24 protein-coding genes are annotated in these 25469 nt (G+C 68.6%); 16 read left to right on the top strand and 8 right to left on the bottom strand.

Going from position 1 to position 25469, the window contains the following annotated elements; translation table 11 throughout:
- Positions 1-13: 13 nt before the first annotated feature.
- Positions 14-814, bottom strand: a complete 801-nt coding sequence (locus ACN8HC_RS02165) for a fumarylacetoacetate hydrolase family protein (protein ID WP_490073225.1) — start codon at positions 812-814, stop codon at positions 14-16.
- Between the two features lie 117 nt (positions 815-931).
- Between ACN8HC_RS02165 and ACN8HC_RS02160 the strand changes: the two genes are divergently transcribed.
- Positions 932-1369 (top strand): RidA family protein, encoded by a 438-nt coding sequence (locus tag ACN8HC_RS02160; protein WP_490073224.1) that lies wholly within the window; start codon positions 932-934, stop codon positions 1367-1369.
- An 85-nt stretch (positions 1370-1454) separates the two neighbouring features.
- On the opposite strand, the gene ACN8HC_RS02155 is transcribed toward ACN8HC_RS02160, so the two are convergent.
- The gene (locus ACN8HC_RS02155; RefSeq protein WP_490073223.1) at positions 1455-2327 is read right to left on the bottom strand and encodes a hypothetical protein; all 873 of its coding nucleotides are present in this window, start codon (positions 2325-2327) and stop codon (positions 1455-1457) included.
- 256 nt (positions 2328-2583) lie between these two features.
- Here ACN8HC_RS02155 and ACN8HC_RS02150 point away from each other — a divergent pair, with 256 nt between their 5' ends.
- The 6 genes from ACN8HC_RS02150 to ACN8HC_RS02125 all read left to right on the top strand — a co-directional run bounded on the left by ACN8HC_RS02150 (position 2584) and on the right by ACN8HC_RS02125 (position 10115).
- A complete protein-coding gene (locus ACN8HC_RS02150) occupies positions 2584-4182 on the top strand; it encodes a phytoene desaturase family protein (protein WP_490073222.1) in 1599 nt (532 codons plus the stop codon).
- Positions 4183-4215: 33 nt separating this feature from the next.
- Positions 4216-4995 carry a cyclase family protein gene (locus ACN8HC_RS02145; RefSeq protein ID WP_490073221.1) on the top strand — a complete coding sequence of 260 codons (780 nt, stop codon included), beginning with the start codon at positions 4216-4218 and terminating at the stop codon, positions 4993-4995.
- A 7-nt stretch (positions 4996-5002) separates the two neighbouring features.
- Positions 5003-6637 carry a thiamine pyrophosphate-binding protein gene (locus ACN8HC_RS02140; RefSeq protein WP_490073220.1) on the top strand — a complete coding sequence of 545 codons (1635 nt, stop codon included), beginning with the start codon at positions 5003-5005 and terminating at the stop codon, positions 6635-6637.
- 82 nt (positions 6638-6719) lie between these two features.
- Complete coding sequence (locus ACN8HC_RS02135; protein ID WP_490073219.1) at positions 6720-7667, top strand: AraC family transcriptional regulator; 948 nt, start codon at positions 6720-6722, stop codon at positions 7665-7667.
- A 139-nt stretch (positions 7668-7806) separates the two neighbouring features.
- The gene (locus ACN8HC_RS02130; RefSeq protein WP_490073218.1) at positions 7807-8592 is read left to right on the top strand and encodes an SDR family oxidoreductase; all 786 of its coding nucleotides are present in this window, start codon (positions 7807-7809) and stop codon (positions 8590-8592) included.
- Positions 8593-8603: 11 nt separating this feature from the next.
- Complete coding sequence (locus ACN8HC_RS02125) at positions 8604-10115, top strand: flavin-containing monooxygenase (RefSeq protein WP_490073217.1); 1512 nt, start codon at positions 8604-8606, stop codon at positions 10113-10115.
- Here the strand turns inward: ACN8HC_RS02125 and ACN8HC_RS02120 are convergent.
- The 4 genes from ACN8HC_RS02120 to ACN8HC_RS02105 all read right to left on the bottom strand — a co-directional run bounded on the left by ACN8HC_RS02120 (position 10099) and on the right by ACN8HC_RS02105 (position 14825).
- On the bottom strand, positions 10099-11322 hold the full coding sequence (locus tag ACN8HC_RS02120; RefSeq protein WP_490073676.1) for a kynureninase: 1224 nt from the start codon (positions 11320-11322) through the stop codon (positions 10099-10101). The two genes, ACN8HC_RS02125 and ACN8HC_RS02120, sit on opposite strands and share 17 nt — an antisense overlap.
- A gap of 21 nt (positions 11323-11343) precedes the next feature.
- Positions 11344-12198, bottom strand: coding sequence for a tryptophan 2,3-dioxygenase (locus ACN8HC_RS02115; protein WP_490073216.1), 855 nt, complete (start codon positions 12196-12198; stop codon positions 11344-11346).
- A gap of 123 nt (positions 12199-12321) precedes the next feature.
- On the bottom strand, positions 12322-13824 hold the full coding sequence (locus ACN8HC_RS02110) for a purine-cytosine permease family protein (protein WP_490073215.1): 1503 nt from the start codon (positions 13822-13824) through the stop codon (positions 12322-12324).
- Between the two features lie 53 nt (positions 13825-13877).
- Positions 13878-14825, bottom strand: a complete 948-nt coding sequence (locus tag ACN8HC_RS02105) for a flavin reductase (protein ID WP_490073214.1) — start codon at positions 14823-14825, stop codon at positions 13878-13880.
- Between the two features lie 318 nt (positions 14826-15143).
- Here ACN8HC_RS02105 and ACN8HC_RS02100 point away from each other — a divergent pair, with 318 nt between their 5' ends.
- From ACN8HC_RS02100 to ACN8HC_RS02070, 7 genes are read left to right on the top strand one after another with little or no spacing between them, the layout of a single operon-like run.
- Positions 15144-15806: an amino acid synthesis family protein gene (locus ACN8HC_RS02100; RefSeq protein WP_490073213.1), complete on the top strand. Its 663-nt coding sequence runs from the start codon at positions 15144-15146 to the stop codon at positions 15804-15806.
- The gene (locus tag ACN8HC_RS02095) at positions 15803-16354 is read left to right on the top strand and encodes an amino acid synthesis family protein (RefSeq protein WP_490073212.1); all 552 of its coding nucleotides are present in this window, start codon (positions 15803-15805) and stop codon (positions 16352-16354) included. Before ACN8HC_RS02100 ends, ACN8HC_RS02095 begins: the two co-directional genes overlap by 4 nt.
- An 11-nt stretch (positions 16355-16365) precedes the next feature.
- On the top strand, positions 16366-17097 hold the full coding sequence (locus tag ACN8HC_RS02090; protein ID WP_490073211.1) for an alpha/beta fold hydrolase: 732 nt from the start codon (positions 16366-16368) through the stop codon (positions 17095-17097).
- The gene (locus ACN8HC_RS02085; protein WP_490073210.1) at positions 17090-18571 is read left to right on the top strand and encodes an aldehyde dehydrogenase; all 1482 of its coding nucleotides are present in this window, start codon (positions 17090-17092) and stop codon (positions 18569-18571) included. The genes ACN8HC_RS02090 and ACN8HC_RS02085 overlap by 8 nt, the downstream gene beginning before the upstream one ends.
- Before the next feature lie 31 nt (positions 18572-18602).
- Positions 18603-19274, top strand: coding sequence for a GntR family transcriptional regulator (locus ACN8HC_RS02080; RefSeq protein ID WP_490073209.1), 672 nt, complete (start codon positions 18603-18605; stop codon positions 19272-19274).
- A gap of 30 nt (positions 19275-19304) precedes the next feature.
- Positions 19305-20345, top strand: coding sequence for an LLM class flavin-dependent oxidoreductase (locus ACN8HC_RS02075; RefSeq protein WP_490073208.1), 1041 nt, complete (start codon positions 19305-19307; stop codon positions 20343-20345).
- A 55-nt stretch (positions 20346-20400) separates the two neighbouring features.
- Positions 20401-21261, top strand: a complete 861-nt coding sequence (locus ACN8HC_RS02070) for a GNAT family N-acetyltransferase (protein WP_490073207.1) — start codon at positions 20401-20403, stop codon at positions 21259-21261.
- A 43-nt stretch (positions 21262-21304) separates the two neighbouring features.
- On the opposite strand, the gene ACN8HC_RS02065 is transcribed toward ACN8HC_RS02070, so the two are convergent.
- Entirely contained in the window at positions 21305-22363 is a 1059-nt protein-coding gene (locus ACN8HC_RS02065) for a P1 family peptidase (protein ID WP_490073206.1), read from the bottom strand.
- 89 nt (positions 22364-22452) lie between these two features.
- Between ACN8HC_RS02065 and ACN8HC_RS02060 the strand changes: the two genes are divergently transcribed.
- Positions 22453-23802: a cytochrome P450 gene (locus ACN8HC_RS02060; protein WP_490073205.1), complete on the top strand. Its 1350-nt coding sequence runs from the start codon at positions 22453-22455 to the stop codon at positions 23800-23802.
- Here the strand turns inward: ACN8HC_RS02060 and ACN8HC_RS02055 are convergent.
- Positions 23786-24367, bottom strand: coding sequence for a 3'-5' exonuclease family protein (locus tag ACN8HC_RS02055; RefSeq protein ID WP_490073204.1), 582 nt, complete (start codon positions 24365-24367; stop codon positions 23786-23788). The genes ACN8HC_RS02060 and ACN8HC_RS02055 overlap by 17 nt on opposite strands.
- 56 nt (positions 24368-24423) lie before the next feature.
- Between ACN8HC_RS02055 and ACN8HC_RS02050 the strand changes: the two genes are divergently transcribed.
- A complete protein-coding gene (locus tag ACN8HC_RS02050) occupies positions 24424-25428 on the top strand; it encodes an aldo/keto reductase family protein (RefSeq protein ID WP_490073203.1) in 1005 nt (334 codons plus the stop codon).
- The last annotated feature ends 41 nt before the right edge of the window (positions 25429-25469 follow it).

Below are 25469 nucleotides of genomic sequence, written 5' to 3'. Positions count from 1 at the left end.
GCGGTTCCTTTCATCAGGTGAAGCGGACGACGTTGCGGAGGCGGCCGATGCCGGGGATCTCGGTCTCGACGACGTCGCCGTCGGCGAGGAAGGTCGGGGGCGTCATACCTTGGCCGACGCCGCCCGGTGTGCCGGTGAGGATCAGATCACCGGGCCGCAGCACGGTGAAGGTCGAGGCGTAGGCGAGGAGTGCGGCGCTGTCGAAGACCAGCCGGGCGGTGTTGCCGCGTTGTCGCTCGACGCCGTTGACGCGGCAGATGACCTCCACGCCGGCAACCGGGTCCAACTCGTCGGGCGTGACCACCACTGGCCCCACCGGAGTAGTCGCGTCCCACGCCTTGCCCTGGAACCACTGGAGCGTGCGCTGCTGCCAGTCGCGCACCGAGATGTCGTTGGCCACGGTGTAGCCGGCGATGGCGTCCCGGGCCTCGTCCTCGCTCGCGCGGCGCAGCTCCTTGCCCACCACGACGGTCAGCTCGGCCTCCCAGTCGACGCGGTGCCCGGGGGGCAGGGTGATGTCCTCGTCCGGCCCGGTCAGAGTGTCCCCGAACTTCGCGAAAAGTGTTGGGTGCTCAGGGAGTTCGCGACCCATCTCCAGGATGTGATCGCTGAAGTTGAGACCGCAGCAGATCACCTTCCGCGGGGCGGGTGTCGGCAGAACGGGCACGGCCTCGGCAAGCCGCTCGCCCGGAGTCAGCGACGCACCCGCAGCGAACCACTCCGACAGGTCGGCGGCCGGCAGGACGCGCCAACCCTCGTCGTCGACCGCAGCACGGGTGGTGCCGTCGGTGGTGAGCACTGTCGCCAGTCGCATGTCCGCCCGTTCCTCGTCGAAGTGACCGCGCATTTCAGTTCTCTCACGATCGTTGCGTAAATGTCAATAGATCGTTTAGCCTGGATCGGCGAGTCCAGGAAACCCGAAGGAGACCCGATGTCGACCGACCTGACGCCCATCCCGGTGAACCCCGCGGACCTCCCAGCGCCGAGCGGCTATTCGCACGGGACGCTCAGCGGCAACACCCTCCACCTGGGTGGCCAGACCGCCCTGGACGCGAACATGCGGATCGTCCCGGGCGGGATCGTCGAACAGTTCCGGCAGGCGTTCGGCAACGTGCTCAGCACGCTGCGAGCGGCCGGCGGGGTCCCCGAGGACCTGGTCAGCATCACCATCTACCTGACCGACATCCCGGACTACCAGGCGCACGGCGCGGAGATCGGCAGGGTATGGCGGGAGCTCGCCGGTCCCATCTATCCGGCGATGGCCGGCATCGGCACCACCGGACTGTGGCAACCCGAGGCGCTGATCGAAATCATGGGCGTCGCAGTGATTCCGGACGATCGACTGATCCGACCGGGTGCCGGGGCGTAGGTTCGAGCCCGTGGCCGCGCCGAGATATCAGCTGTTGTGGTTACGAGTGCGTCATACCGACATCAACTGATATTTCGAGAGTGAGTCACGACTGTATGCCGAGCGCTCTGCCGAGTTCGCGGAGCACCGGCCCCGGCGCGCGGTTGTCGTCCCCGTTGATCTCGACGGTCGTCCAGTCCGCGGCGCGCATGGCGCGACGCCGCTGCTGGTCCTTGCGCCGCTGCTCGACGGTGAAGTGGTAGTCGCCGTCGTACTCGGCCACCACCCGCTGCGCCTCCCAGACGAAATCGCCGTACCCGAGCCACCGGCCGCAGTGGTCCCGCACAGCGACGTTGAGTGCCGGCTCCGGAAATCCCGCATCGCGGAAACGCAGCCGCCACAACGACTCCTGAGGCGACAGCACGCCTGGCCGGATGAGGGACGCCGCCACGCGTGCGCTCCGGATGCCGCGGCGGCCGGGCGACGCGGTGACCGCCCGAGCGAACTCCGACTGTAGTTCCGGTGCGTGGCTCAGGATCGCGTCTCCCAGCACGACGAGCTCCTGCGGAGTGAGTTGTGCTGCCAGGTCGAGCCAGGTGCTGACGGGAGAAGTGACCGGCAAGCCGTTGCTCGTCCAGATCGCCCGTCCTTCCAGACCGTGGTGCATGACGACTCCGGCCCGCCGCGCGAGCGTCCCCTTCGGGAGCATGACGTGCAGGTGCGCGTCGTCGGGAACTGGTAACCCGAACAGCCGCGCGGCCGTCGTGTGCGAGAACGCCACCTGCTCGGGCAGGACGAGCAAGTATGCCGCGGCTCTGGCCGCCAGGTCGGTGTCGGGCGAGACCATCCGCAGCCCACGAGTCGGCGCTGCCAGGCTCGGATGCCGCAACCGACTCGGCGCCACGCCTGCTGCCCGCGCCGCGCTCCAGGTGAAGGCGTCGCCAAGCCTCTGTGGCAGCGGCTGCACGCGACGAACCATCCCCGAAGTGTGCGACAGGCGGGCGGGCTGATGCGTCACGTTTTCCACAGGCACGGCGTGACGCGCCGAGATATCAGGTGTTGTGGTTACGGGCGCGTCATACCGACAACAGGTGATATCTCGGTAGCGGTTGCGCAATCCGGACAATGCCCCTCGCCGGACGGATAGCCACCGCGCACCGACGCTCGTAGTGTGCGACTCACCAGGCGGTGCAGGCCAGCCATGTGCGCCCGCCCGACTCGAAAGGAAGTGACCCGTGGCGGATTCCTACGACGCCGTCGTCATTGGCGCCGGCATCAACGGTCTCGTCGCGGCCGCCGAGCTCGCGGGTGCCGGCTGGCGGGTCGCACTGGTCGACGAGCACGAGCGCATCGGCGGCTTCATCGCCTCCGGCGAACTGACCGAGCCGGGCTTCGTGCACGACACGTTCTCCTCGTGGCACCCGCTCTTCGTGGCCGGCGGCGGGTATGCCGAGCTCGGCGCCGATCTGCACCGGCACGGCCTCGTCTACCGCAACACCGACGGCGCGGTCACCGCATCGGTCTCGGAGCGGGGCGTCGTGATCGCCGACCGCGATGCGGAGTCCACTGCCGCTCGCTTCGCGGACCGGGCCGACGCCGACGCGTATGCCGCGATGCTGGCCGAGCTCGACGCGCGGGCGCCATACATCTTCGGTGCGCTGGGTTCCGAGCTGCGCTCACGAGACCTTGTCGCCTTGAGTACCAAGGGAATTCGCGGCCTTGGCCGCGAGGGTTCCGGCGAGTTCGCCCGCGTGGCGCTGCAGTCCGGTCGGGCATTCACCCGGGAACGATTCACCGGCTGGGAGGTCGACCAGCTGTGGACACCGTGGTTGCTGCACGCCGGGCTCGCGCCGGACCACGCGTCCGGCGGGCTGATGCTCCCGGTGATGGCGTTCACCATGCACGCGATCGGTCTGCCGATCGTCGAGGGCGGCGCCGGCAATTTCGTCACCGCGTTCGAGCGGCTGCTCGCCGAGCGCGGGGTCGACCTCCTGCTGGGCGCACCGGCCGACTCCGTCGAGACCAGCGCAGGCCGCGCCACCGCTGTCCGGGTGAACGGCCGGCGGCTGGTCGCCGAGCGCGCGGTGCTGGCGTCCACCTCCACCCCACGGTTGTATGGCGAGCTCCTGTCGCAACCGGGCAGCCACGGCCGCACGGCGGTCGCTCGACACCGGCCCGGACGTGCCGCCATGCAGGTCCACGTCGCGCTCGACCGGCCGGTCACTTGGACTGACGAGCGGCTGAACGCCATACCCCTGGTGCACGTGAGCAACGGCTCGGACAGTACCGGCATCGCATGCGCGCAGGCCGAGGCGGGCCTGCTGCCAGAGGCACCCACGGTCGTCGTCGGTCAGCAGACCGTGCTGGACGAAACCCGAGCACCTGCAGGCCAATCCACGCTGTGGCTGCAGCTGCAAGAGGTGCCGTTCGCGCCGATCGGGGACGCCGCCGGGCAGATCGACACCAGGTCCGGCTGGACCGGCACATGTGTGGACGCGTACGTCGAGCGGGTGCTGGCCCGAGTCGAGCAGCACGCCCCGGGGTTGCGGGACTCGGTCCGGGCGGTCCGCGCCCTGTCGCCACACCACCTCCAGGCGAGGAATCCCAATGCCATCGCCGGCGATCCGTACGGCGGCGCCGCCGAACTCGACCAGTCGCTGCGCTGGCGGCCCGGCACCGGCACCGGACACCGCACCGAGATCGACCGGTTGTGGCACATCGGAGCGTTCACCCATCCCGGCCCGGGCCTGGGCGGTGGCTCCGGCCACCTGGTCGCCCAGACCCTCCTCGCACCACCACCGGCCCGCCGGGTCCTGTCCCGGCTGCACCGCTGAAATCTCACCGAGTCACCCTCGAAAGGATCGACCATGACAGCAGTCACCGACCTCCTCGACGCGCTCACCCGCGGCACGGCGAAGGTCATCGACCTCACCAGCCCGTTGTCGCCGGAGACGCCGATCCTCCAGCTGCCGGAGCCCTTCGCCAACACCATCCCGATCTCGTTGGAGACGGTCAGCGACTTCGACGACGACGGGCCGATGTGGAGCTGGCACAACGTGCACACCGGCGAGCACACCGGCACCCACGTGGACGCGCCGACGCATTGGCAGAGCGGGCGCGACGGCAAGTCGGTCGACCGGATCGAGCCGGCGCGCCTCGTCGGCCCGGCCGTGGTGCTCGACTTCGCCGCCGAGGTCGCGGACAACGCCGACTTCCTGCTCGAGCCGGAGCACTTCGAGCAGTGGCAGGCCGAGCACGGCGCGTTCCCCGACGGCGCCTGGCTGCTGTTCCGCACCGGGTGGAGTGCGTTCAACACCGACGCCGTCCGGTTCGCCAATGCCGACGAGAACGGCCCGCATACCCCGGGTGTCTCGGTGGCCGGCTCGGAGTGGCTTGCGAACTCGAACATTTCGGGCTTCGGGGTCGAGACGGTCGGCATCGATGCCGGGCAGGCGGGCGGCATGGACCCGGCCTTCCCGGTGCACTACAACCTGCTCGGCGCTGATAAGTACGGCCTGACCAGCTTGCAGAATCTCGACCAGTTGCCGGTCACCGGTGCGCTGCTCGTCGTGGCCCCGCTGCCGATCGTCGGCGGCACCGGATCGCCCGCGCGCGCCTTCGCCATCGTCGACACCGAAAACGTGTGACGCAGCGATGGACGAGACGGTCGCCCGGCTGACCGGACGGGTGCTGGCTGATCTGGGCGTCGGTCACGCGTTCGGCGTCGTGGGCAGCGGCAACTTCTATCTGACCAATTCCTTACGGGATGCGGGGGTTCCGTGGCTGGCCGCGCGACACGAAGGCGGCGCCGCGTCGATGGCCGACGGATTCGCCCGGCTCTCACCGCTGCCCGCCGTCGTGACGACCCATCAGGGATGCGGTCTGACGAACGCGGTCACCGGCATCACCGAGGCGGCCAAGAGCCGGACGCCGCTGCTCGTGCTCACTGCCGACACCCAGCCCGCGGCGATCCACTCCAACTTCCGCATCGACCAGGACGCGCTCGCCACGGCGGTCGGCGCGGTCGCGGAGCGGGTGCACGGGCCGGAGTCGGTGGTGGCGGACCTGACCCGCGCGTACCGCGCCGCCGTCGTCGGCCGCCGGACGGTGGTGGTGAGCCTGCCGCTCGACATACAAGCTGCTCCGGCTCCGGGGTATGACGGGGACGCCTCGATCACCGCACCCGCTCCGGTCCGCCCCGCGTTGATCGCCGTGCAGCGCCTCGCCGAGCTGCTGTCGACCGCCGAGCGACCCGTCTTCGTCGCTGGCCGCGGAGCACGAGGTGCACGTGGCGAGTTGGCCGCGCTGGCCGCACAGAGCGGGGCGCTGCTCGCGACCTCCGCCGTGGCGAACGGCCTTTTCGCCGGTGACGAGTTCGGCCTCGGCATCAGCGGCGGCTTCTCCTCACCACTCACCGCGGAGTTGATGGCGGGCGCGGACCTGGTGATCGGTTGGGGCTGCGCCATGAACATGTGGACGATGCGCCACGGCAGCCTGATCGGGCCGGACGCGACCGTCGTGCAGGTCGACGACACCGAGTCCGCACTCGGCGCGCATCGCCCGGTCGACCTCGGCGTGGTCGGCGACGTCGCCGCAACGGCCGCCGACGTGCTCACCGCGCTGGACGACGGCGCGGCACGAATCGGCTACCGCACGAACGACATCCGACATCGCATCGCGGAGCGGCGCTGGTGGAACCAGACTCCGACACCCGACCTGTCGACCGCCGACCGGATCGACCCTCGGGTCCTCTCGACGGAGTTGGACCGGTTGCTGCCTAGCGAGCGTGTCGTCTCGGTCGACTCCGGCAACTTCATGGGCTACCCGAGCGCCTACCTGCGCGTGCCGGACGAGAACGGTTTCTGCTTCACCCAGGCCTACCAGTCCATCGGTTTGGGCCTGCCGAGCGGCATCGGAGCCGCGCTCGCCCAGCCACACCGGCTTCCGGTGATCGGCACCGGTGACGGCGGTTTCCTGATGGCGATCAACGAGTTGGAGACGGCGGTCCGGCTGGGCCGACCGATGCTGGTCGTCGTCTACAACGACGCGGCATACGGAGCGGAGGTGCATCACTTCGACGGCGATCTGTCGACCGTCACCTTCCCGGACGTCGACCTCGCCGCGGTCGCCGCCGGGTACGGCGCGCGCGGCGTCACCGTCCGCACCCAGGCCGACCTGGCCCCAGTCGCCGACTGGGCCGCGGCGCCCGACGGCGTCCTGGTGCTCGACGCCAAGGTGGCCGACGACGGCGGCTCCTGGTGGCTCGCGGAGGCGTTCAAGGGACACTGACCGCAGCATGACAGTTTTGCGACGAGCGTTGACCAGCTGTCATACCGGGGAATACGGTTGATCTCTGCTGTAGGGAGATCACATGCCCAGTGTGCTCGAACGCCACCCGCTGCTCGCGACCACGGACGTGGACGCTGCACGCACGGAGGTTGCCGCCCGGTTCTGCGCGCACCGGCTCGAACCGACCGGCGACGCCGGCTCCTTCGACATGCTGCACAACGGTGTCGACCTGTCCCCGAACGTCTCGATCCACTACCTGCGCTACGGATCGGAGGTCCGCATCACGCCCGGGCGGTTCGAGAAGTTCTATCTGCTGCAACTCCCGTTGCGGGGACGCGCCCGGGTGAAGGCCGGTGACCGGGTCGTCGTCTCGGACCGGTATGTCGGCAGCCTCCCGTCACCGACCGACCCGGTCGACATGATCTGGTCGGCCGACTGCGAACAGCTCCTGGTCTACCTGCGTCGCGACGTCGTCGAGTCCTACGGCGACGGCCGAGCAGTCTGGTTCGATCCCCGTGTCGACCTGCGCACCCCCGTGATGCGCAGTTGGCTGCAGCTGCTGCACTACGCCAGCGAGGACCTGAGCCGCGGCACCGGTCTGCTGACCGCTCCGCTGGCCCGTGGCCAGTTCGCCGAGGCGCTGATCTGCGGCCTGCTGAACGCCCAGCCCAATTCCGCCGGCCTGGCTACGGTCGCGGACGCCGTGCCGACCTCCAGGGCCGTGCGCACCGCCCTCGACCTGATGCACGACGACCCGGCGCGTGACTGGCGGGTCACCGACCTGGCCGCGGCGTGTGGCGTCAGCGTCCGCAGTCTGCAAGAGGCCTTCCGCCGCGAACGCGAAGCGACACCGCTAGGAGTGCTCCGCGAGATCCGGCTGGCGCGGGCGCGGGAGGACCTGCTCGCGGCGGGCGCCGCCACGAACGTGACCGAGGTGGCCGGCCGCTGGGGCTTCTTCCATCTGGGCCGGTTCGCCCAGCACTACCAGGCGGCGTATGGCGAGCCGCCCTCCGCGACCCTCGCCCGGTGAGTTTCCCCCAGTCACGCGCCGGTCGCGCGGGACGGCTGCCCGCCGCGGAATCTGGATAGCCGGCACCCCGGCGCGCTCGTAGTGTCCTGCTTCATTCCTTGTGGTCCAGCGCGCTGGACCCGGACGGCAGGAGGAACGTATGACGGACTTGTCCGGCCGGACCGCCATCGTGACCGGTGGTGCCACGGTCCTGGCGCACGGCGTGATCGGTGCACTCGCGGATGCGGGGGCACAGATCGTGGTCGCCGACATCGACGAGGCGGGCGGTAAGGCCGCGGAGCAGCTCGGGCCGCGGGTCCGGTTCGTGCCCACGGACATCACCGAGGATGGCGCGATCGCCGATCTGATCGCCGCCACGATCGACAGCTTCGGCGGCATCGACATCGTGGTGAACCTCGCCTCGACCTACCTCGACGAGGGCTTCGCCACGCCGCGAGCGGATTGGTTGACGGCCCTGAACGTCAATGTGGTCAGCATGGTCGAGGTAGTGCGCGCGGCATACCCGCACCTGCAGACCAGTGACCACGCCGCGATCGTGAACTTCACCTCGATCTCCTCCCGGGTCGCCCAGACCGGTCGGTGGGTCTACCCGGCGTCGAAGGCTGCGATCGCTCAGCTGACGCGCTCCATGGCGATGGACTTCGCCGCCGACGGGATCCGGGTCAACTCGGTCAGTCCCGGCTGGACCTGGTCGAAGATCATGGACGACCTGTCCGGCGGCGACCGGGCGAAGACCGATGCCGTGGCCGCACCCTTCCACCTGACCGGCCGGGTCGGCGACGGCGCAGAGGTCGGCGCCGTGGTCGCCTTCCTCGTCTCCGACGCCGCCTCGGTCGTCACCGGCGCCGACTGGTCGGCCGACGGCGGCTACTCCGCCATGGGGCCGGAACAAGCCGTGCCCGCTATCCCGAAGCTTTCCGAGTAGAGGTCACCATCATGAAGATCGCCATCGTGGGTGCCGGCTTCGCCGGCCTGTCCAGCGCCAAGGTGCTGCGCGAATTCGGCCACGACGTCACCGTTTTCGAGAAGACGCCCGACATCGGTGGCGTGTGGAGTGCCACTCGCCGCTACCCGGGGTTGAAGACGCAGAACAACAAAGGCACCTACGCGCTGTCCGATCTGCCGATGCCCGACGACTACCCGGAGTGGCCGTCCGGTGAGCAGGTGCAGGCCTATCTCGAGCTGTACGCCAGCAAGTTCGATCTGCACGAGCTGGTCCGGCTGAACACCGCGGTCGACCGGGCCGAGCCGGCGCCGGGCGGTGGCTGGGACGTCACCACGACGTCCAGCGAAGCCGGCGGGTCAGGAACGCAGACAACGCACTTCGAGCATCTGGTGCTCGCCAGCGGCATCTTCTCGCGACCGTTCATCCCGCCCTTCGAGAACACCGACGTCTTCACGAAACTGGGTGGCGATCTGCGCGCGGCGAGCGATTGGCACAGCCTGGACGAGGTTCGCGGCAAACACGTGATCGTCGTCGGCTACGGAAAGTCGGCCTGCGACATCACCGTCGAGGTCTCCAAGGTCGCAGCCTCGACGACGGTGGTCGCCCGTGAGCTGCTGTGGAAGATGCCCCGCAAGGTCTCCGGGGTGCTCAACTACAAGTACCTCATGCTCACCCGAATGGGTGAAGGGCTCTTCCGCTATCGCTCGGTGTCCGGTCCGGAACGCCTTCTGCACGCGCGAAACTCGGCGCTCGCGGGCCGAATGCTGGGCAGCGTTGAGAAGGTCACCAGCAAGCAGCTCAAACTCTCCGCGCTCGGCCTGACCCCACGAGGCACGTTCTCCGACATAGCCCGCTCGACGGTGTCGCTCGCCTCGGAAGGCTTCTTCGAGGGCGTCGAGCAGGGCAGGATCCGCGTCAAACGGGACACCACGATCCGGCAGTTCGTGGAGCGGGACGGCACACCCGCAGCAGAACTGTCCGACGGGTCGGAGCTGCCTGCCGACGTGGTGCTGGCGGCGACCGGCTGGAAGCAGGACCTGCCCTTCCTCCCGCAGGAGGTGATGGATCGCATCACCAACGACCAGGGCGACTATCTGCTCTACCGGCAGATCCACCCCGTCGACGTCCCCGATCTCAGCTTCGCGGGCTACAACTCGTCCTTCTTCTCACCGTTGTCCGCGGAGGTGTCCGCCATCTGGATCGGTTCGCTGCTCGGTGGCAACCACTCAGTGCCGAGCCGGCAGGAGATGCTCGAGCAGGTGACGGAACGCCTCGCCTGGATGCGCGAACGGACGCGCGGACAACACGCGCACGGCACCAACATCATTCCGTTCTCGGTGCACAACATCGACGAGGTGCTGTCCGACGTCGGAGTCGACGTCAGCGCCGCGACCCGGGCGAAGCAATGGCTGCTGCCGGTCGATCCGAGCGATTACCGGCACATCGCGCCGTCCGTCGCACGACGCGTCCGGGCGTCGGCTGAGCCTAGCCCCAATCGCTGAGGATCTCGTGCAGGTAGGCCATTGCCGTGGCGACCTCGACGAAACTGGTTGACAGCGGAGACATTCCAGCACGCAGGCCCCGCGGCCGGCGGAAGTCGGGTATGACGCCGCGTTGCCACAGCTGCGCGATCGCGCCCTGCATCGCATCGTGCTCCAGGGTGACGTGACCGCCCCGGACCGTCGGATCGCGGGGCGACGCGACGGCCACGCCGAGCGGCGCAAGTGCCTCGTCGGCGACCTCGATCACGAACTCGGTCAGCCGGATCGACTTCTCCCGGATCGCCTCGGTGCCGGCCCGCTCCACGAGCTCCAGCATGTCCTGCATCGGCAGCATCCCGAGGATCGGCGGTGTGCCGCTGATGAAGCGACGCATCCCGGTGGAGGGCGTGTATGACGGGCCCATCGTGAACGGCTCGGCGTGGCCCATCCAGCCGTGGATCGGCTGGACAACGTTGTCCTGCAGGGCTTTTGCGACATACCCGAAGGCGGGCGCGCCGGGTCCGCCGTTGAGGTACTTGTAGGTGCAGCCGACGGCGAAGTCGACACCGCTGGCGTCCAGCTCGATCGGCAGCAGGCCGACGGAGTGGCACAGGTCCCACAGCACGAACGCACCGGCGTCGTGCGCGATCCGGGTGATCGCGGGCAGGTCCGCGATGTGCGCGGACTTGTAGGCGATGTGGCTGAGCAGCACCAATGAGGTGTCGGCGGAGACGGCGGCGCGCACCTCGTCGGCGGTGACGCCCGAGGCCGGGTCGGGTTCGATCCAGCGAATGGTCAGGCCGAGTTCGGCGGCGATGCCCTGGACGAGGTAGCGGTCGGTCGGGAAGTTCTCGGTGTCCGCGACGATCTCGTGGCGTCCGGGCTGCGCCTCGACCGCGCCACGCGCGACCTTGTAGAGGAGCACGGTCGTGGAGTCGGCGACCACCGTCTGGCCGGGCTCGGCGCCGAGCGCCACCCGGCCGATCGTGTCGCCGAGCTGCAACGGCAGATCCATCCACGTCTCGTCCCAGGCCCGGATCAGTCGGTCGCCCCAGTCGTCCTGGACGAAACCCGCGAGGCGGTCGCGGGTGACCGTGAGAGGGCGGCCCAACGAGTTGCCGTCGAGGTAGGCCACGACGTCGTCCGACCGCACGAACTCGTCGCGGTATGCCGCGAGCGGGTCAGCTTCGTCGAGCGAGTGTGCTTGCGCGACAAGGTGTTCCGGCAGCTGGGCGAGGACCCGCTCATTTCATTCTCCGATCTCGGTGCGTACCGAGTAGAGCTCGGGGAAGAACGTCAGGTCGAGGGCCCGCTTGAGGAAGTCCACGCCGGAACTGCCGCCGGTGCCCTTCTTGTAGCCGATCGTGCGCTGGACCGTGCGCAGGTGCCGGAACCGCCAGAACTGGAACGCGTCCTCGAGGTCGACCAGGTCCTCGCACATGGCGTATTCCGCCCAGTGCGCGCCCGGGTCCTCGTAGACCTGCTGGAAGAGCGGGATGAGCGCGGGCTGCTCCACCCACGCCTTGGTGACATCCCGGTGCAGGATCTCGTCCGGCACGTCGTGGCCGCGCGAGGCGACGAAATGCAGGAACGCGTCATACACGGTGGGCGACTGCAGCAGCTCGGTGAGTCCCGCGTGATGCTGCGGGTTGGCCTCGAACACGCGCAGCATGCCGGCGTTCTTGTTGCCGAGGATGAACTCCACACAACGGTACTGGTAGGACTGGAAACCGGAGGCAGAGCCGAGAAACCCTCGAAACTCTGCATATTCGCTCGGCGTGAGAGTCGCGAGCACCGACCACTGCTCGGCCAGCGTGCGGAAGATGTGCTTGACCCGGGCGATGCCCTTGCGCGCCCGGCTGACGTCGTCGTCCTGCAGGTAGGTGCGGACCGCTTCCAACTCGTGCAACACGAGCTTGAACCACAGCTCGGTCGTCTGGTGCTGGATGATGAAGAGCAGCTCGTCGGGATGCACCGGGTCGCTCACCGGGTGCTGCGCGTCCAGCAGCTTGGCGAGGTCGAGGTAGCCGCCGTAATCCATCCGGGACCGGAAGTCGGTGCGCACGCCCTCCTCGATCGGCCGTTCTCCGCCTTCGATCGCCACGTCGCTGTGCCCCTTCGTCGTTGGTCGCACCCAGTCTTGCAGGGCAACCTCTCCGATGACGTGGGGCGGCCATGCCGGACGTGCCTGTCGAGCACGTCCGGCATGGCCGAGGGGAGCGCGGGCTCAGTGCACGTCGCCGGCTTGCGCGATGTGCGCGGGGGAGTCGGCTGCACTCTCGTGCTCGAAGACCGGTGTCGCCCGATGCCACAGGGCGGGCAGCCGGTGGAGCAGGACGAACGCCACTGCGCCCGCACCGAATCCGACGAAGTAGCTCAGGTCACCGGCGCCGGGGTGCGCCTTTGCGAACGGACCGGTGTAGAAGGACAGGTTCCAGAACGGCGAGGACGCGGCGGCACCGATGAGCCAGGCGACGAAGCCCCACTCCAGCACGCGCCGGGAGTCGTAGAGCTCCTGGGTGCGCGCCCGGTCGTGCCGCTTGTTGAGCACGTAGTCCAGCAGCAGGATCGCGCCGAACGGTGCGATCAGGTAGGCACCGAGGAAGAGGAAGTTCTTGAACTTCGCCTCGAACTCCGCGTCGGCCCAGAGGCTGATCACGTAGGCGACGGCGCAGATCGCGATGACGGCGGTGCGGCGGCTGACCGGGATGCGCAGCGTCTGGATGGAGATGGCTCCGCCATACACGTTCAGGAAGTTCTGCGAGAACGACGACAGCAGGACGGTCAGCAGCGCCGGTGTCGCGAAGGGTCCGGTCAGCCGGTGCAGGGCCTCGATCGGTGACTCACCCGCGGCGGCCGAACTGCCCAGGATGACGCCGGCGATGCCGAGCCAGGACAGCGAGACGAAGTTGCCGAGGAAGGTCCAGAAGCCGGTGCCGCGGCTGACCTTGTTGGTGTCCGGCAGGTAGCGGGAGTAGTCGGACGCGAACGGCCACCAGGCGATGAGGAAGGAGAGGAAGTAGCCGGCGAAGGTGATCCAGCCACCGGTGCTGCCGATGAAGCCGCTCGCGTGCGGGTTGGCGCCGAAGTTGCCGCCGGAGCTGCGCGCCAGCGAGACGACCGTGATCATCACGAAGCCGCAGCCCAGCACGACCGCCAGAATCCGCTCCAGGAAGTGGATCATGTTGTAGCCGTACACCGCGACGGTCAGCTGCACGAGCACCAGCACCAGGCCGGAGAGCCAGGTCGGTATGGCGGGCACGAGCGAGTGCAACGCCTGCGCGCCCAGGATGATGGTCACCGCGGCCCAGCCGATGCCGGCGAAGACGTTGACATAGGCCACCGGCACGAAGTTGCCGAAGAAGCCGAGCGGGCCGCGGGCCTGGATCTGTTGCGCGACGCCGAGGCGGCCGCCCATCCGGGACAGGATGCCCATGACGACCGCGCCCACGAACGAGCCGGCCAGGATCGCGGTCACCGCTGCGGTCAGCGAGAGGCCCATGCCGATGGCGCTGAAGCCCAGCACCATGATCGGAAAGTTCATGCCGGCGGCGAACCAGATGAAGAACTGTGACACCGGGCGGCCGTGCCGCTCGGAGTCGGGGATCGCGTCGACGCCGTACGGCTCGACGACTGCGACCTGGCTGCGATATTCGAAGTCCCGCTGCTGTTCAACGGGAGCGGCGGCAGGAGGCCGTGCCGTGTCCGGTGCCATCGAAATGCCTTTCATGGGAAGTCCGTTCGGTGAAGGTGGGATCGGGCGGAGGTGGGTGGCCGGTCTGCTCAGGAGATCGGCGTGAGTTGCGAGCCGGTGTAGAACTTCCCGGCGCGGTAGATCATCGGGTCGTCGCCGCTCACCTCGGCGTGCCGCACGCGGCAGACGAAAACGGTGTGCGTCTGGGCCTGGTAGCGCTCGCGGATCTCCGCCTCGAGTGCGGCGGAGGACCCGTCGATGAGTGGGCTGCCGTCCGGTCCCTCGTGCCAGGCGAGGCCGGCGAACTTGTCGTGCCCGCTGCGGGCGAAGCTGGCGACGACGTCGGACTGGTTCGCGGCCAGGATGTTGATGCCGAGGTGGTCGGCCGAGAAGAGCGCGGAATAGGTCGACGAGGTCTTCTGCACGCACACCATGACCAACGGCGGCTCGAGCGAGATGGACGAGTAGGCGTTGACCGCCAGCCCGCGCGGCGCACCCGTGGCGTCGGTGGTGGTGACCACCGTGACGCCGGTGACGAACTGCCGGTTGAAGCCCTTCATCAGCTCCGGGTCCGGCTCGCCGCGCAGCGGCGCCACGATGCTCTGCTGGCCCTCCGGCACCGGCGCCGCGTCGCGCAGCGACCGCACGCCCAGCGAGGCCAGCAGCTCACTGCCGTCCCAGGTCACCTGCTCGGAGGCGAGCCGGTCGTCGCGCAGGGTCATGAAGTTCGATCCGGAGGTGCGCACCCGGGCACCGGTGGGTGGGACGCCGAGGAAGGTCTCGGTGTGCGTGCCCACCGACGTCCAGAACACGGCGACGTGGTCGTCGTCCATCACGATCGAGTCGATCGTGGTGCGCAGGTCGGGGAATCCCGTGCGGATCTGGGTGATCTCCGCCTTCAGCGCGTCCCCCGTCGTCTGCGCCCGCGAGACGCTGTTGGTCCGCACGTAGTCCGGCGCCAGGACCCGGTCGAGGACGTCGACCTCGCCACGGTCCCAAACCGCGGTCCAGAGGTCCTGCAGGGTCTCAGAGGTCATGTGGTGCATGACACAAATGTGGCTACTGCCATGCAACAAAGTCAAGAGCGCGAGCGAAAATTTCTGAGTCGATCGACGCACGACGGATCGTTGGCGGCCCATTGGAGACCGCAGATTCGGCGCGATTGCAACAAGATTAGTTGCCATTACGCGATCGTCGCGTCGACGAGCAGCACTTGCATGGTTGACGGACGTGACCTGCTGGCGTAGCTTCAATGCATACAAGAGCGTGACCGTCCGAAACATCATGTATGCAGCTTCGGCCGCGAGCCGGCCCGGCATACCGACCGGACAGACAGACTCGAGAGAAGGGGTGACATGACCACCGTGACGGACACCCGAGTCGCAGCCGCGACCGATGCCGGCCACGTCGATCGGCTGCGCGACGAGTGGGGTCTGCGCAAGCTCATGGTGCAGACCGACGAGCTGCTGCTCGAAGGCGGTATGGCGCCGGCGACCGGGGCCCGTCGCGGCGTCGTCGCGGCGGTGCTGCGCAACCCGTGGCTGGGCACCACCCCGGATCGTGACCTGGCACCCGAGGTCGAGCAGGTGGCTCCGGTGCTCGCGGAGCTCATCTCCGCCCGGCTCATCGAGGCGCTCGGCGGCGTCGACCGGATCGAGGCGTTCGGCAAGGCGGCGGTCGTTGGCACGGCCGGTGAGATCGAGCACGGCGGCGCGCTGATCCACACGCCCTACTTCGGCAACCTGCTGCGCGAGTTCCTCGACGGCCAGTCGATCATCTGCTTCGCGGACGCGCGCGGCGAAGCGGGCACCAGCTTCGTGGTGCCGATGTGGCACAAGACGCACGCCGCCACCCGGAGCCACTACCAGACCGTCACCGCCTCCCTCCCGGACATGCCGCACGCGGACGAGATCGTCGTCCTGGCGGCCGCGTCCACGGGAGGACGGCCGCATCCCCGCATCGGAGACCGCACCACCGATCCGGTGGTGACGGTCGCGACCCTCAAGGAGAAGTCATGAACGTCCGCAAGATCATCTCGATCGTCGAGGAGACCTGCGCCGAAGGCGGTCGGCCGGTCGAACCGGCCGCACGTGTCGCCTTCGTCGCCGCAGTGATCGAGAACCCCTGGGCCGGGCAAGGATTCGTCGAAGACCTCGGTCCTGGCATCGACGCCACCGCATCCGACCTGGGCGCGCTGCTGGCGCCGCGCGTGGTCGAGCTGCTCGGTGCGCCGGTCGAGGCCTACGGCAAGGCGGCAATTGTCGGCCTCGATGGCGAGATCGAGCACGCCTCCGCACTGATCCACACGTTGAAGTTCGGCGACCACTACCGCAAGGCCACCGACGCAAGCACCCTGTTGCCCGCGGTGGAGAAGCGCGGACCGGCCGGTGTGATGTTCGACGTGCCGCTGAAACACTTCACCGACGCCACGATTCGCTCGCACCACCAGACCCTCGAGGTGCGAGTCGCGGACGCGCCCCACCCGGACGAGATCGTCGTCGGGCTGGCCGCCGCGGCCCAGGGCCGCCCGCAGCAGCGGCTCGCCGCGCTGTCGACCGAGCAGTAGGCCGATCACCGATGCCGACATCGACGGTCGTGCTGTTGCACGGGGTGGGACTGGACCACGAGATGTGGGAACCGGTCAGCTCGCGCCTGCCGCAGGACCTGCACGTCGTGGCACCGGACCTGTTGGGCCACGGTGCCAACAAGCCGGCCGAGACCGGCACCACGCTCGAGGACCTGGCCTGCGACGTGCTCCAGAACGTCGACGGACCAGCACATTTCGTCGGATTCTCGCTCGGTGCGCTGGTCGCCCAGTGGATCGCGATCCAGCGCCCGGACAAAGTGGCGACCCTGACGTGTGTCAACTCGGTGTGTGACCGCACTGAACAGGAGCGCTGGGCGGTCCTGCGGCGACTTCGTGCGGCGGAGCGTGATTTCGGTGCGTCGGTCGACGCGTCGATCGACCGCTGGTATGCCGGCACGGACGTCGCGCCGGACGTCGTGGCACGGACTCGGGCGACACTGCTGGCGAACGACCTGGCGTCATACCTCGCCTGCTACCGGGTGTTCGCGACGGCGGACGAAACGCTGGCACCGCAGTTGCGACGGATCCACCAGCCGTCGCTCGCGATCACCGGCGAACTCGACCCCGGCTCGACGCCGGACATGACCTATCGGCTGGCCAGCCGCATGCCGGGCTGCACCGCGGTGGTGGTGCCGGACGCCCGGCACATGCTCCCGGTCCAGCTGCCCGATGTCTTCACCCGTGAGCTCGTCTCCTTCGTCAAAGGAACCCATCATGACTGAACCCCGAAACCATTACATTGCAGGCAGTTACGAGCTGCCGGTGTCCGGCGAGTACTTCGCCAGCATCAACCCGGCCAACGGTCAGGAGATCTACCGGGCCGCCCGCGGCAACGCCGAGGACGTCGACCGCGCGGTGCAGTCGGCGCAGCGCGCCTTCGACGACCCGCGCTGGCGCGACCTGAGCCAGACCGGGCGCGGTCACCTGCTGCGCAAGCTCGGCGACCTGGTCGGCGAGCACGCCGATGAGCTCGCCCGGATCGAGAGCCTCGACAACGGCAAGCTGCTGCGTGAGATGCGCGGCCAGCTGGCCAATCTGCCGGAGTATTACTACTACTACGCCGGATTGGCCGACAAGATCCAGGGATCGGTGATCCCCGCCTCCAACCGGGCGATCCTCAACTACACGATGCGGGAGCCGCTCGGCGTGGTCGGCGCGATCACGCCGTGGAACTCCCCCCTGACCCTCACCACCAGCAAGCTGGCGCCCGCGCTCACGATGGGCAACACCATGGTGGTCAAGCCGTCGGAGCACACGTCCGCGTCGGTGCTGCGACTGGCCGAACTCGTGACGGAGGCCGGCTTCCCGGACGGGACACTCAACGTCGTGACCGGATTCGGCGCGGAAGCCGGCCAGGCGCTGGTCGACCACCGGTCGATCGCCAAGATCTCCTTCACCGGCAGCACGCTGACCGGCTCGCGCATCGCGTCGGCGACTGCCGGCCGGTTCATCGGCTCGACCCTGGAGCTGGGTGGCAAGTCACCCAACATCGTCTTCGACGACGCCAACGTGGAGAACGCCGCAATGGGTGTCGTCGCAGGCATTTTCGCCGCCGCCGGACAGACCTGCATCGCCGGCAGCCGGGTCTTCGCGCACGAGTCGGTGTATGACGAACTGCTCGACCGTGTCGCGGAGCGCGCCAAGTCCATCAAGCTGGGGGACCCGCTCGACGACGCGACCGAGCTGGGGCCGCTCGCCTTCCGGGACCAGCGCGACAAGGTGGCGTCGTACGTCGACCTCGGCCGCAGCGAGGGCGCGACGGTGCTCACCGGCGGGACCTCGAGCGATGGTGGCCTCGGCGGCTTCTTCTTCGAGCCGACGGTGCTGACCGACGTCACCAACGACATGCGCGTGGTGCGCGAGGAGATCTTCGGCCCGGTCGCGGCGGTCATGCGCTTCTCCACCGAGGACGAGGTGGTGCGGCTCGCCAACGACACCGACTACGGCCTCGCCGCAGGCGTGTGGACGACCAATCTTGCGCGTGCCCACCGGATGGCCACTCGACTCGACGCGGGCACGGTCTGGGTCAACACCTACCGCGCCATGTCGCCGATGTCGCCGCGGCAGGGCTTCAAGAGCAGCGGCGTCGGCGTCGAGCACGGCACGGAGACGATCAAGGAGTACAGCCGGCTGAAGAGCGTCTGGATCAACACCGATGAGGGTCCGATCGGCGACCCGTTCGTGATGCGGGGCTGACCCGGTGACCTCGTCGAGTACCGTCCGGAAAATGCAGCGAAGCACACCCACGCCGGACGCCGTCACCGAGACCGATCTGCTCAGCCGGATGCGCGAGCTGGTGCTGAGCGGCGCCTACGAACCGGGCGTCGCGCTCTCCGAAGTGCGCCTGGCAGAGCACTTCGACGTGAGCCGCACACCGATCCGGGAAGCGCTGAAGCAACTCCAGGGTGAAGGTCTGGTCGAGATTCGCCCAAAGGTCGGCACTTTCGTGCGGCAGGTGTCCCGCCGGGAGATCGTCGAACTCTTCGGGCTGAAGGAAGTGCTCGAGGGTATGGCGGCCCGGCTGCTCGCCCAGCGCGGACCCACCGAGGAACTGCGCATCCTCGAGGCGAACGTCGCGTCCTCCGAGGACGCGGTCGTCCGCCGGGACGCCGACACCTATGCCGGACTGGTCAAGGAGTTCCACGAGACCCTGGTGCGCGGCGCCGACAACCAGAAGCTCAGCCAGCACTACCGGATGCTGATGAATCAGCTGGCCTACCACCGGTTCGTGCGCAGCACCGTCGAGCATCCCGGGCGGTTGCGGCAATCCGTCGCCGAGCACCAGGCGGTGCTGGAACTCATCGAGCAGAAGGACGGCATCGGCGCGGAGATCGCGATGCGCCGGCACGTCGGGTCCGCGGCATACGAGGTGCTGTCCGACCCACCACCATCCCACTGACCTCAGGCCACCACGAAAGGCACGCAGCTGATGCGATTTTCACTCTTCGTCCACATGGAGCGCTGGGACGAGTCCGTCTCTCACCGGGAGCTTTTCGAGAACCTGGTGGAGCTGTCACTGCTCGCCGAAGCCGGCGGCTTCGGCACCATCTGGATCGGTGAGCACCACGCGATGGAGTTCACCATCTCGCCGAGCCCGATGCCGACGCTGGCCTACCTCGCGGCACGCACCACGGACATCCACCTCGGTGCCGGCACGATCGTCGCGCCGTTCTGGAACCCGGTCCGTGCCGCCGGCGAGGCAGCACTCGTCGACGTGATCAGCAACGGACGCCTGGAGCTCGGAATCGCCCGAGGCGCCTACCAATTCGAGTTCGACCGGCTCGCCGGTGGGATGTCCGCGGCCGAAGGCGGTGCGGCGATGCGGGAGATCATTCCGGCCATCCGCGAGCTGTGGAAGGGCGACTACGCGCACGACGGCGACGTCTGGAAGTTCCCGACCTCGACCAGCGTGCCGAAGCCGGTCAACCCGCAGCCGCCGATCTGGGTCGCCGCCCGATCGCCCGAGTCGCACGAGTATGCCGTCGAGCAGGGTTGCAACGTGATGGTCACCCCGCTGATGAAGGACGACACCGAGGTCGCCGACCTGGTCGCCAAGCGGGACGCGGCGGTTGCCGCGCATCCGGGTGCTGCCACGCCGGAGCTGATGGTGTTGCGCCATACCGTCGTGCACCCGGCGTCCGACCCGGACGGCTGGCGCGCCGGCGCCGAGGCGATCAGCCGCTACTACCGCACGTTCGGGTCGTGGGCGAGCAACCGGACGACTCCCACCAACGGGTTCCTGGAGCCGTCCCCGCTCGAAAGCGTCGCGGACAAGCCGGAATTCGAGGTCGAGTCGCTGCACAAGTCGGCGATGATCGGCACCCCGGACGAGGTCGTGCAGCGCATCAAGGGGTATGCCGACCTGGGCGTCGACGAGTTCAGCTACTGGATCGACAACGGCATGACGCACGAGGAGAAGAAGCGCTCGCTGCAGCTGTTCATCGACGAGGTCGTGCCGCAGTTCCGCTGAGCCGACACGGGGTAACTCGGTGGTTGGCAGGCGGTCGCTCTGCCAGCATGCGGGTATGGCGACAGACCAGTGGCACGTGCGAGACCTGACCGACCCCACGGCGGCGATCGAGTGCGCCGGTGAGCTGGTCGATGCCGATCCGGTGGCCTACTCGGTGTTTTCGACGGTCACCGCATCGTTGCAGAAGGAGCCGAGCCGCTTCACCGACCCCCGCTGGTGGGGGGTGCAGGACGGCGCCGGTCCGGTCTCGCTCGTCGCTATGCAGACGCCGCCACATCCGTTGCACCTCCCTGCGCACGTGCCGGGCACGGCGGCAGCGCTCGCCGATCACCTCCTTGCGGCAGGCGACTCGGTGCCCGGTGTCAACGGTCCGGTGGCTGCAGTGGAGGAGTTCACCGACCGCTACCTGCCGGCGACCGGCACGCGGGTTCGCGGTCGCGAGGCGATCGGTGTCTACGACCTGCCGGTCCGTGCCCGGCTCCCCTGGCCGGTCGTCGGTGAGGCGCACCTCGCGGGCGAATCCCACGTTGACCTCGTCGCGTCGTGGGTCAGCGCCTTCATGCTCGAGACCGGCGACAGCCTGAACGATCCGGAGGCCACCGCCCGCCGGCAGATCGGCCTGGGCAACGTCAGCCTGTGGGTGGTCGACGAACGCCCGGTTGCGATGTGCTGGGCGAGCGATGCGTTCGGCGGCGTGGTGCGCGTGTCCGGCGTCTACACGCCGCGGACGCATCGCGGCAACGGCTACGCCAGCGCCGTCGTCGTGGCGGCCAGCGTCCGGGAGCAGGACAAGGGCCACAGCTGCATGCTCTACACCCAGCTGGCGAACCCGACGTCCAACAAGATCTATCGAGCGCTCGGCTACCGCTACCTCGGCGAGGACCTCCGCCTCACCTTTTGTACCGGGTCGGTCTAGGCCGGAGCGCCGGCGGACGCCGTACTGAGACCTCGGCTCGTGCTCACCGGTCGAAAACGCCCGCCGAGCGGCACTTCTCGACCACGAAGTCCAGCGGGACGGCGTGCCTGACGTGTCCGTCGACGCCATACGTCGTGGTCGCCAGGAAGAGCGAGTCGAGGATCGCCTCGGCGACCGCTTCCTGCACCGCGAAGAACAGCGGGTTGAGCCGGTTGTCGGGAAAACCGCTCGGGGGTGCGGTGTCGAAGGCGATCGCGTAGTCGCCGCTGCCCTGCGCGAAGTCGGAGCCGGCGCGCGCCATACCGAAGATCGCGCGACTCGCCACCCTGCGGAGCTGCCGCGCGTCGAGGCCGGCGTTCGTCGCGACCACGAGCATGCAGGAATTCCCCTCTGGGCGCGGGTCGAGCGCCTTCTCGCCGAGTGCCTCCTGCACGGTGATCGGCACCCCGGCGACGGTGAGCGTGCCGGAGAAGTTGGTCTGCGCGAGCACGCCGACCGTGCACGAGCCGCGGTCGCCCAGGTCGACCCGCCGTGAGGCGCTGCCGATGCCGCCCTTGAAGCCGAGCGCGCCGGTGCCGCTGCCCGCGCCAACGCAGCCCTGCTCGACCGGTTCGCCGGTCGCGGTGCGGAGTGCTTCGAAGACGTGTGCCTCGGTGATCGGCCGGCTGCGTATGTCGGAGAGGTATCCGTCGTTGGTCTCACCGACGACCGGGTTGAGCGACTCCACCCCTTCGTTGCCGGGTTTGCCGATCACGTAGGAGACGAGCGCGTCGGCGACGCGGAAGGCCGAGAGGGTCCCGGTCAGCAGGATCGGCGTCTCGATCTCGCCGAGCTCGACCAATTGTGTTGCACCGACGAGCTTTCCGTAACCATTGCCGACGAAGAGACCGGCCGGGAGGCGGCCGTGGGGTACGTCCACCGCGTCCGGCACGATCGCCGTGACGCCGGTGTGCAGCCGGCTGCCCTGATGGATCGTGGCGTGACCGACCCGCACGCCCGGCACGTCGACGATCGTGTTCGTCGGACCTGGAGTGCCGGTGCCCGGTGCCAGCCCGAGCTCCCGGGCGCGGACCCGACCGGAAGGAGAGGGTGTGTGCGGCATGGCACCCACCGTAGGCGAGGGGTAGCGGCGTGGCCGCGTTCGTGCTTACGCTGGAGTAACCACTACACCTGTCGTAAAACGGAGGCGCGATGAAGCCGACCGGCGAGTTGAAGCGCGGTGTGCGCTGGGGTCTCGGCCACGGACTTCCGGGCCGGCTGATGCGCGTCGCCGCCCGGCGCGGTGACTTGCAGGGTCGTATGACGACCGACGCCGAGCGGATGAGCACGCAGGAGCTGATGCCGCTGATCGCGGAGATCAGGGAACAGGGGCCGCTTGCCCCGTGGCGGCTCGGGCACATCACAGTCGACCACGCAGCGGTCCGAGAGACGTTGAGCAGCAACGACGTTCATGCGGGATTCGTCTTCGAGGAAGCCACCGTGCTGGGCCGGCTCGGGCGGTGGGCCAAGCGAGACGGCGTCAACCCGGTCGAGGCACCCTCACTGCTCGCGGTCGAGCCGCCGAACCACACGCGCTACCGCAAGCTGGTGACGCAGGTGTTCACCGCTCGCGCGGTCGAGAAGCTCCGCGACCGCACCGAGCAGATCGCGGCAGAGTTGCTCGACACCATCCCGGCCGAGCGGCCGGTCGACCTGGTGGAGTCCTACTGCGCAAAGCTGCCCGTCGAGGTGATCGCCCAGATCCTCGGTGTTCCGGCGACGGAGCGGGCGCTGGTGCTGAAGCTCGGCACGCTGGCCGCGCCCAGTCTGGACATGGGCTTGCGGTGGCGTCGTTTCCGCGAGGTCGAGGACGCGCTGGACGAGTTCGACGACTGGCTCGGGAGCCACCTCGCGCACTTGCGTGAGCACCCCGGGGACGACCTCTTCAGCCAGCTGGTGCGGGTCAGCGACCAGGAAGCGCAACTCAACGAGCGGGAGCTGAAGGCCACCGCCGGCCTGGTGCTCGCCGCCGGCTTCGAGACCACCGTCAACCTGCTCGGCAACGGCATCCGACTGCTCGACGAGCACCCGGACCAAGTCGAGCTGCTGCGTGCCGAGCCGGGTCGCTGGCCCAACGCGATCGACGAAGTGCTGCGTTATGACCCCCCGGTGCTGCTCACCGGCCGGCAGGCAGGGCGTGACACGGAGATCGTCGGAAAGCCGGTGAAACAGGGCGAATTGATCGTCACGGTCCTCGCCGGCGCAAACCGCGACCCCAAGGTGTTCGAGAACCCGCACCTTTTCGACATACGACGAGCGAATGCCCGCGACCACCTGTCGTTCTCCGCCGGACGGCACTACTGCCTCGGCTCAGCGCTCGCCCGGATGGAAGGTGAGGTCGGGCTGCGTGCGTTCTACGACCGCTTCGGCACGGTCGAGCTGTTGCCCGGCGCGAGGCGTCGGTCGACCCGCGTCCTCCGTGGCTGGGACAACCTCCCGGCGCGTCTGACGGCCGCGGCCGACACCGCCGCGAGCTCCGGCGCGGTCAGTGCTGCTTCGTGAGCAGCGTCCGCAGCAGGTTCGCGTACCCCAGCGCGTCGTCGATCGCACGATGCGTGTGCGGTACGTCGCCGAACCAGCTCTTCGGGAGGTCGTGCACGGTGAACGTGGCGGGCGCGGCGCCGGTCACGCCCGCGGCATACGAGTGGAGGCACAGCGTGCCGGTGAAGAGTGCGTCGGTCGCATCCGGTCCCATCACGAGCCCGTATGACGTGAAGCGTCGCAGGTAGAAGTCGATCCAGCCGCCGTCGAAGGCGACCGGAGAAGCGACGAAATGCGCTGTGCAGCCGAACGATTGCACCCAACTGGCGAAGTTCTGCATCACCCGAGCGGGCGGCTGCGGGTTGTCGGTGGCGGCGCGCCATACCTCGGGCGGTTGGGTGCGGAACCACGCCAAGGTGTCCGGGCTGGGTGCGGAACCGGGAAGCGGTTCGAGCACGGCCTCGAAGCGGCCGAGTTCGGCGCCGGTGGCGTCGATCGCGACCGAAGCGAACGAGCGCATCGAGTTGGCGCCGGGGTCGAATCCGTCGATCTCGATGTCGGTCGCGACAAACGCGATATCGCTCATGCCTGCAATCAGACCACGGTACGGCCGTGATCGATCGCCGTCGTACGGTGTCAACCATGGAGTTTCGCTACCTCGGCCGTTCCGGCCTGAAGATCTCGGAGATCACCTACGGCAACTGGCTGACCCACGGGTCGCAGGTCGAGAACGAGGCGGCGATCGCCTGCGTGCATGCCGCGCTCGACGCGGGGATCACCACTTTCGACACCGCGGACGTCTATGCCAACACCGCCGCTGAGAGCGTCCTCGGTGAGGCGCTCAAGGGTCAGCGTCGCGAGAGCCTGGAGATCTTCACCAAGGTCTACTTCCCGACCGGTCCGAAGGGCCACAACGACACGGGGCTGTCGCGCAAGCACATCCTCGAGTCCATCGACGGTTCCCTGCGTCGGCTCGGCACCGACCACGTCGACCTCTACCAGGCGCACCGCTACGACTACGAAACGCCGCTGGAGGAGACCATGCAGGCGTTTGCGGACCTGGTCCGCCAGGGCAAGGTGCTGTATGTCGGCGTCAGTGAGTGGACCGCCGACCAGCTGCGTGCCGGCCATGCACTCGCGAAAGAGCTCGGCTTCCAGCTGATTTCGAACCAGCCGCAGTACTCGATGCTGTGGCGGGTGATCGAGGAGCAGGTCGTGCCCGCGTCGCAGGAGCTCGGCATCTCGCAGATCGTCTGGTCGCCGGTGGCGCAGGGCATCCTGACCGGGAAGTACAAGCCGGGCCAGCAGCCGCCGGCCGGCAGCCGCGCGACCGACGAGAAGGGGGGCGCCGACATGATCGCGCGCTTCCTGAACGACGAAACCCTCACCGGCGTGCAGCAACTCGCACCGATCGCGGCCGACCTCGGTCTCACCATGGCGCAACTTGCGGTCGCGTGGGTGCTGCAGAACCACAGCGTCGCGAGCGCGATCATCGGCGCGTCGCGTCCCGAGCAGGTGACCGAGAACGTCAAGGCGTCCGGCGTGCAGCTGGACAAGGACGTGCTCGCTCGGATCGACGATGCGATCGGCGGGCTGGCTCAGCGCGACCCGTCACTGACCAAGTCGCCGGAGACGCGCATCGGCTGACCACCACGCTGATCGAGTAGCGACATCCGCACGCTGATCGA

It is taken from the genome of Flexivirga sp. YIM B11880 (genome assembly GCF_058148645.1).
The sequence above is the reverse complement of the archived record's forward strand: the minus strand, read 5'-3'. Positions and strand labels throughout refer to the sequence as shown.

What these genes read in the sequence shown, in the direction of transcription:
- ACN8HC_RS02165 (WP_490073225.1), bottom strand. Translation starts at nt 814, where the DNA reads ATGCGACTGGCGACAGTGCTCACCACCGACGGCACCACCCGTGCTGCG.
- ACN8HC_RS02160 (WP_490073224.1), top strand. Translation starts at nt 932, where the DNA reads ATGTCGACCGACCTGACGCCCATCCCGGTGAACCCCGCGGACCTCCCA.
- ACN8HC_RS02155 (WP_490073223.1), bottom strand. Translation starts at nt 2,327, where the DNA reads ATGGTTCGTCGCGTGCAGCCGCTGCCACAGAGGCTTGGCGACGCCTTC.
- ACN8HC_RS02145 (WP_490073221.1), top strand. Translation starts at nt 4,216, where the DNA reads ATGACAGCAGTCACCGACCTCCTCGACGCGCTCACCCGCGGCACGGCG.
- ACN8HC_RS02140 (WP_490073220.1), top strand. Translation starts at nt 5,003, where the DNA reads ATGGACGAGACGGTCGCCCGGCTGACCGGACGGGTGCTGGCTGATCTG.
- ACN8HC_RS02135 (WP_490073219.1), top strand. Translation starts at nt 6,720, where the DNA reads ATGCCCAGTGTGCTCGAACGCCACCCGCTGCTCGCGACCACGGACGTG.
- ACN8HC_RS02130 (WP_490073218.1), top strand. Translation starts at nt 7,807, where the DNA reads ATGACGGACTTGTCCGGCCGGACCGCCATCGTGACCGGTGGTGCCACG.
- ACN8HC_RS02125 (WP_490073217.1), top strand. Translation starts at nt 8,604, where the DNA reads ATGAAGATCGCCATCGTGGGTGCCGGCTTCGCCGGCCTGTCCAGCGCC.
- ACN8HC_RS02110 (WP_490073215.1), bottom strand. Translation starts at nt 13,824, where the DNA reads ATGAAAGGCATTTCGATGGCACCGGACACGGCACGGCCTCCTGCCGCC.
- ACN8HC_RS02105 (WP_490073214.1), bottom strand. Translation starts at nt 14,825, where the DNA reads ATGACCTCTGAGACCCTGCAGGACCTCTGGACCGCGGTTTGGGACCGT.
- ACN8HC_RS02100 (WP_490073213.1), top strand. Translation starts at nt 15,144, where the DNA reads ATGACCACCGTGACGGACACCCGAGTCGCAGCCGCGACCGATGCCGGC.
- ACN8HC_RS02095 (WP_490073212.1), top strand. Translation starts at nt 15,803, where the DNA reads ATGAACGTCCGCAAGATCATCTCGATCGTCGAGGAGACCTGCGCCGAA.
- ACN8HC_RS02090 (WP_490073211.1), top strand. Translation starts at nt 16,366, where the DNA reads ATGCCGACATCGACGGTCGTGCTGTTGCACGGGGTGGGACTGGACCAC.
- ACN8HC_RS02085 (WP_490073210.1), top strand. Translation starts at nt 17,090, where the DNA reads ATGACTGAACCCCGAAACCATTACATTGCAGGCAGTTACGAGCTGCCG.
- ACN8HC_RS02080 (WP_490073209.1), top strand. Translation starts at nt 18,603, where the DNA reads ATGCAGCGAAGCACACCCACGCCGGACGCCGTCACCGAGACCGATCTG.
- ACN8HC_RS02075 (WP_490073208.1), top strand. Translation starts at nt 19,305, where the DNA reads ATGCGATTTTCACTCTTCGTCCACATGGAGCGCTGGGACGAGTCCGTC.
- ACN8HC_RS02070 (WP_490073207.1), top strand. Translation starts at nt 20,401, where the DNA reads ATGGCGACAGACCAGTGGCACGTGCGAGACCTGACCGACCCCACGGCG.
- ACN8HC_RS02065 (WP_490073206.1), bottom strand. Translation starts at nt 22,363, where the DNA reads ATGCCGCACACACCCTCTCCTTCCGGTCGGGTCCGCGCCCGGGAGCTC.
- ACN8HC_RS02060 (WP_490073205.1), top strand. Translation starts at nt 22,453, where the DNA reads ATGAAGCCGACCGGCGAGTTGAAGCGCGGTGTGCGCTGGGGTCTCGGC.
- ACN8HC_RS02055 (WP_490073204.1), bottom strand. Translation starts at nt 24,367, where the DNA reads ATGAGCGATATCGCGTTTGTCGCGACCGACATCGAGATCGACGGATTC.
- ACN8HC_RS02050 (WP_490073203.1), top strand. Translation starts at nt 24,424, where the DNA reads ATGGAGTTTCGCTACCTCGGCCGTTCCGGCCTGAAGATCTCGGAGATC.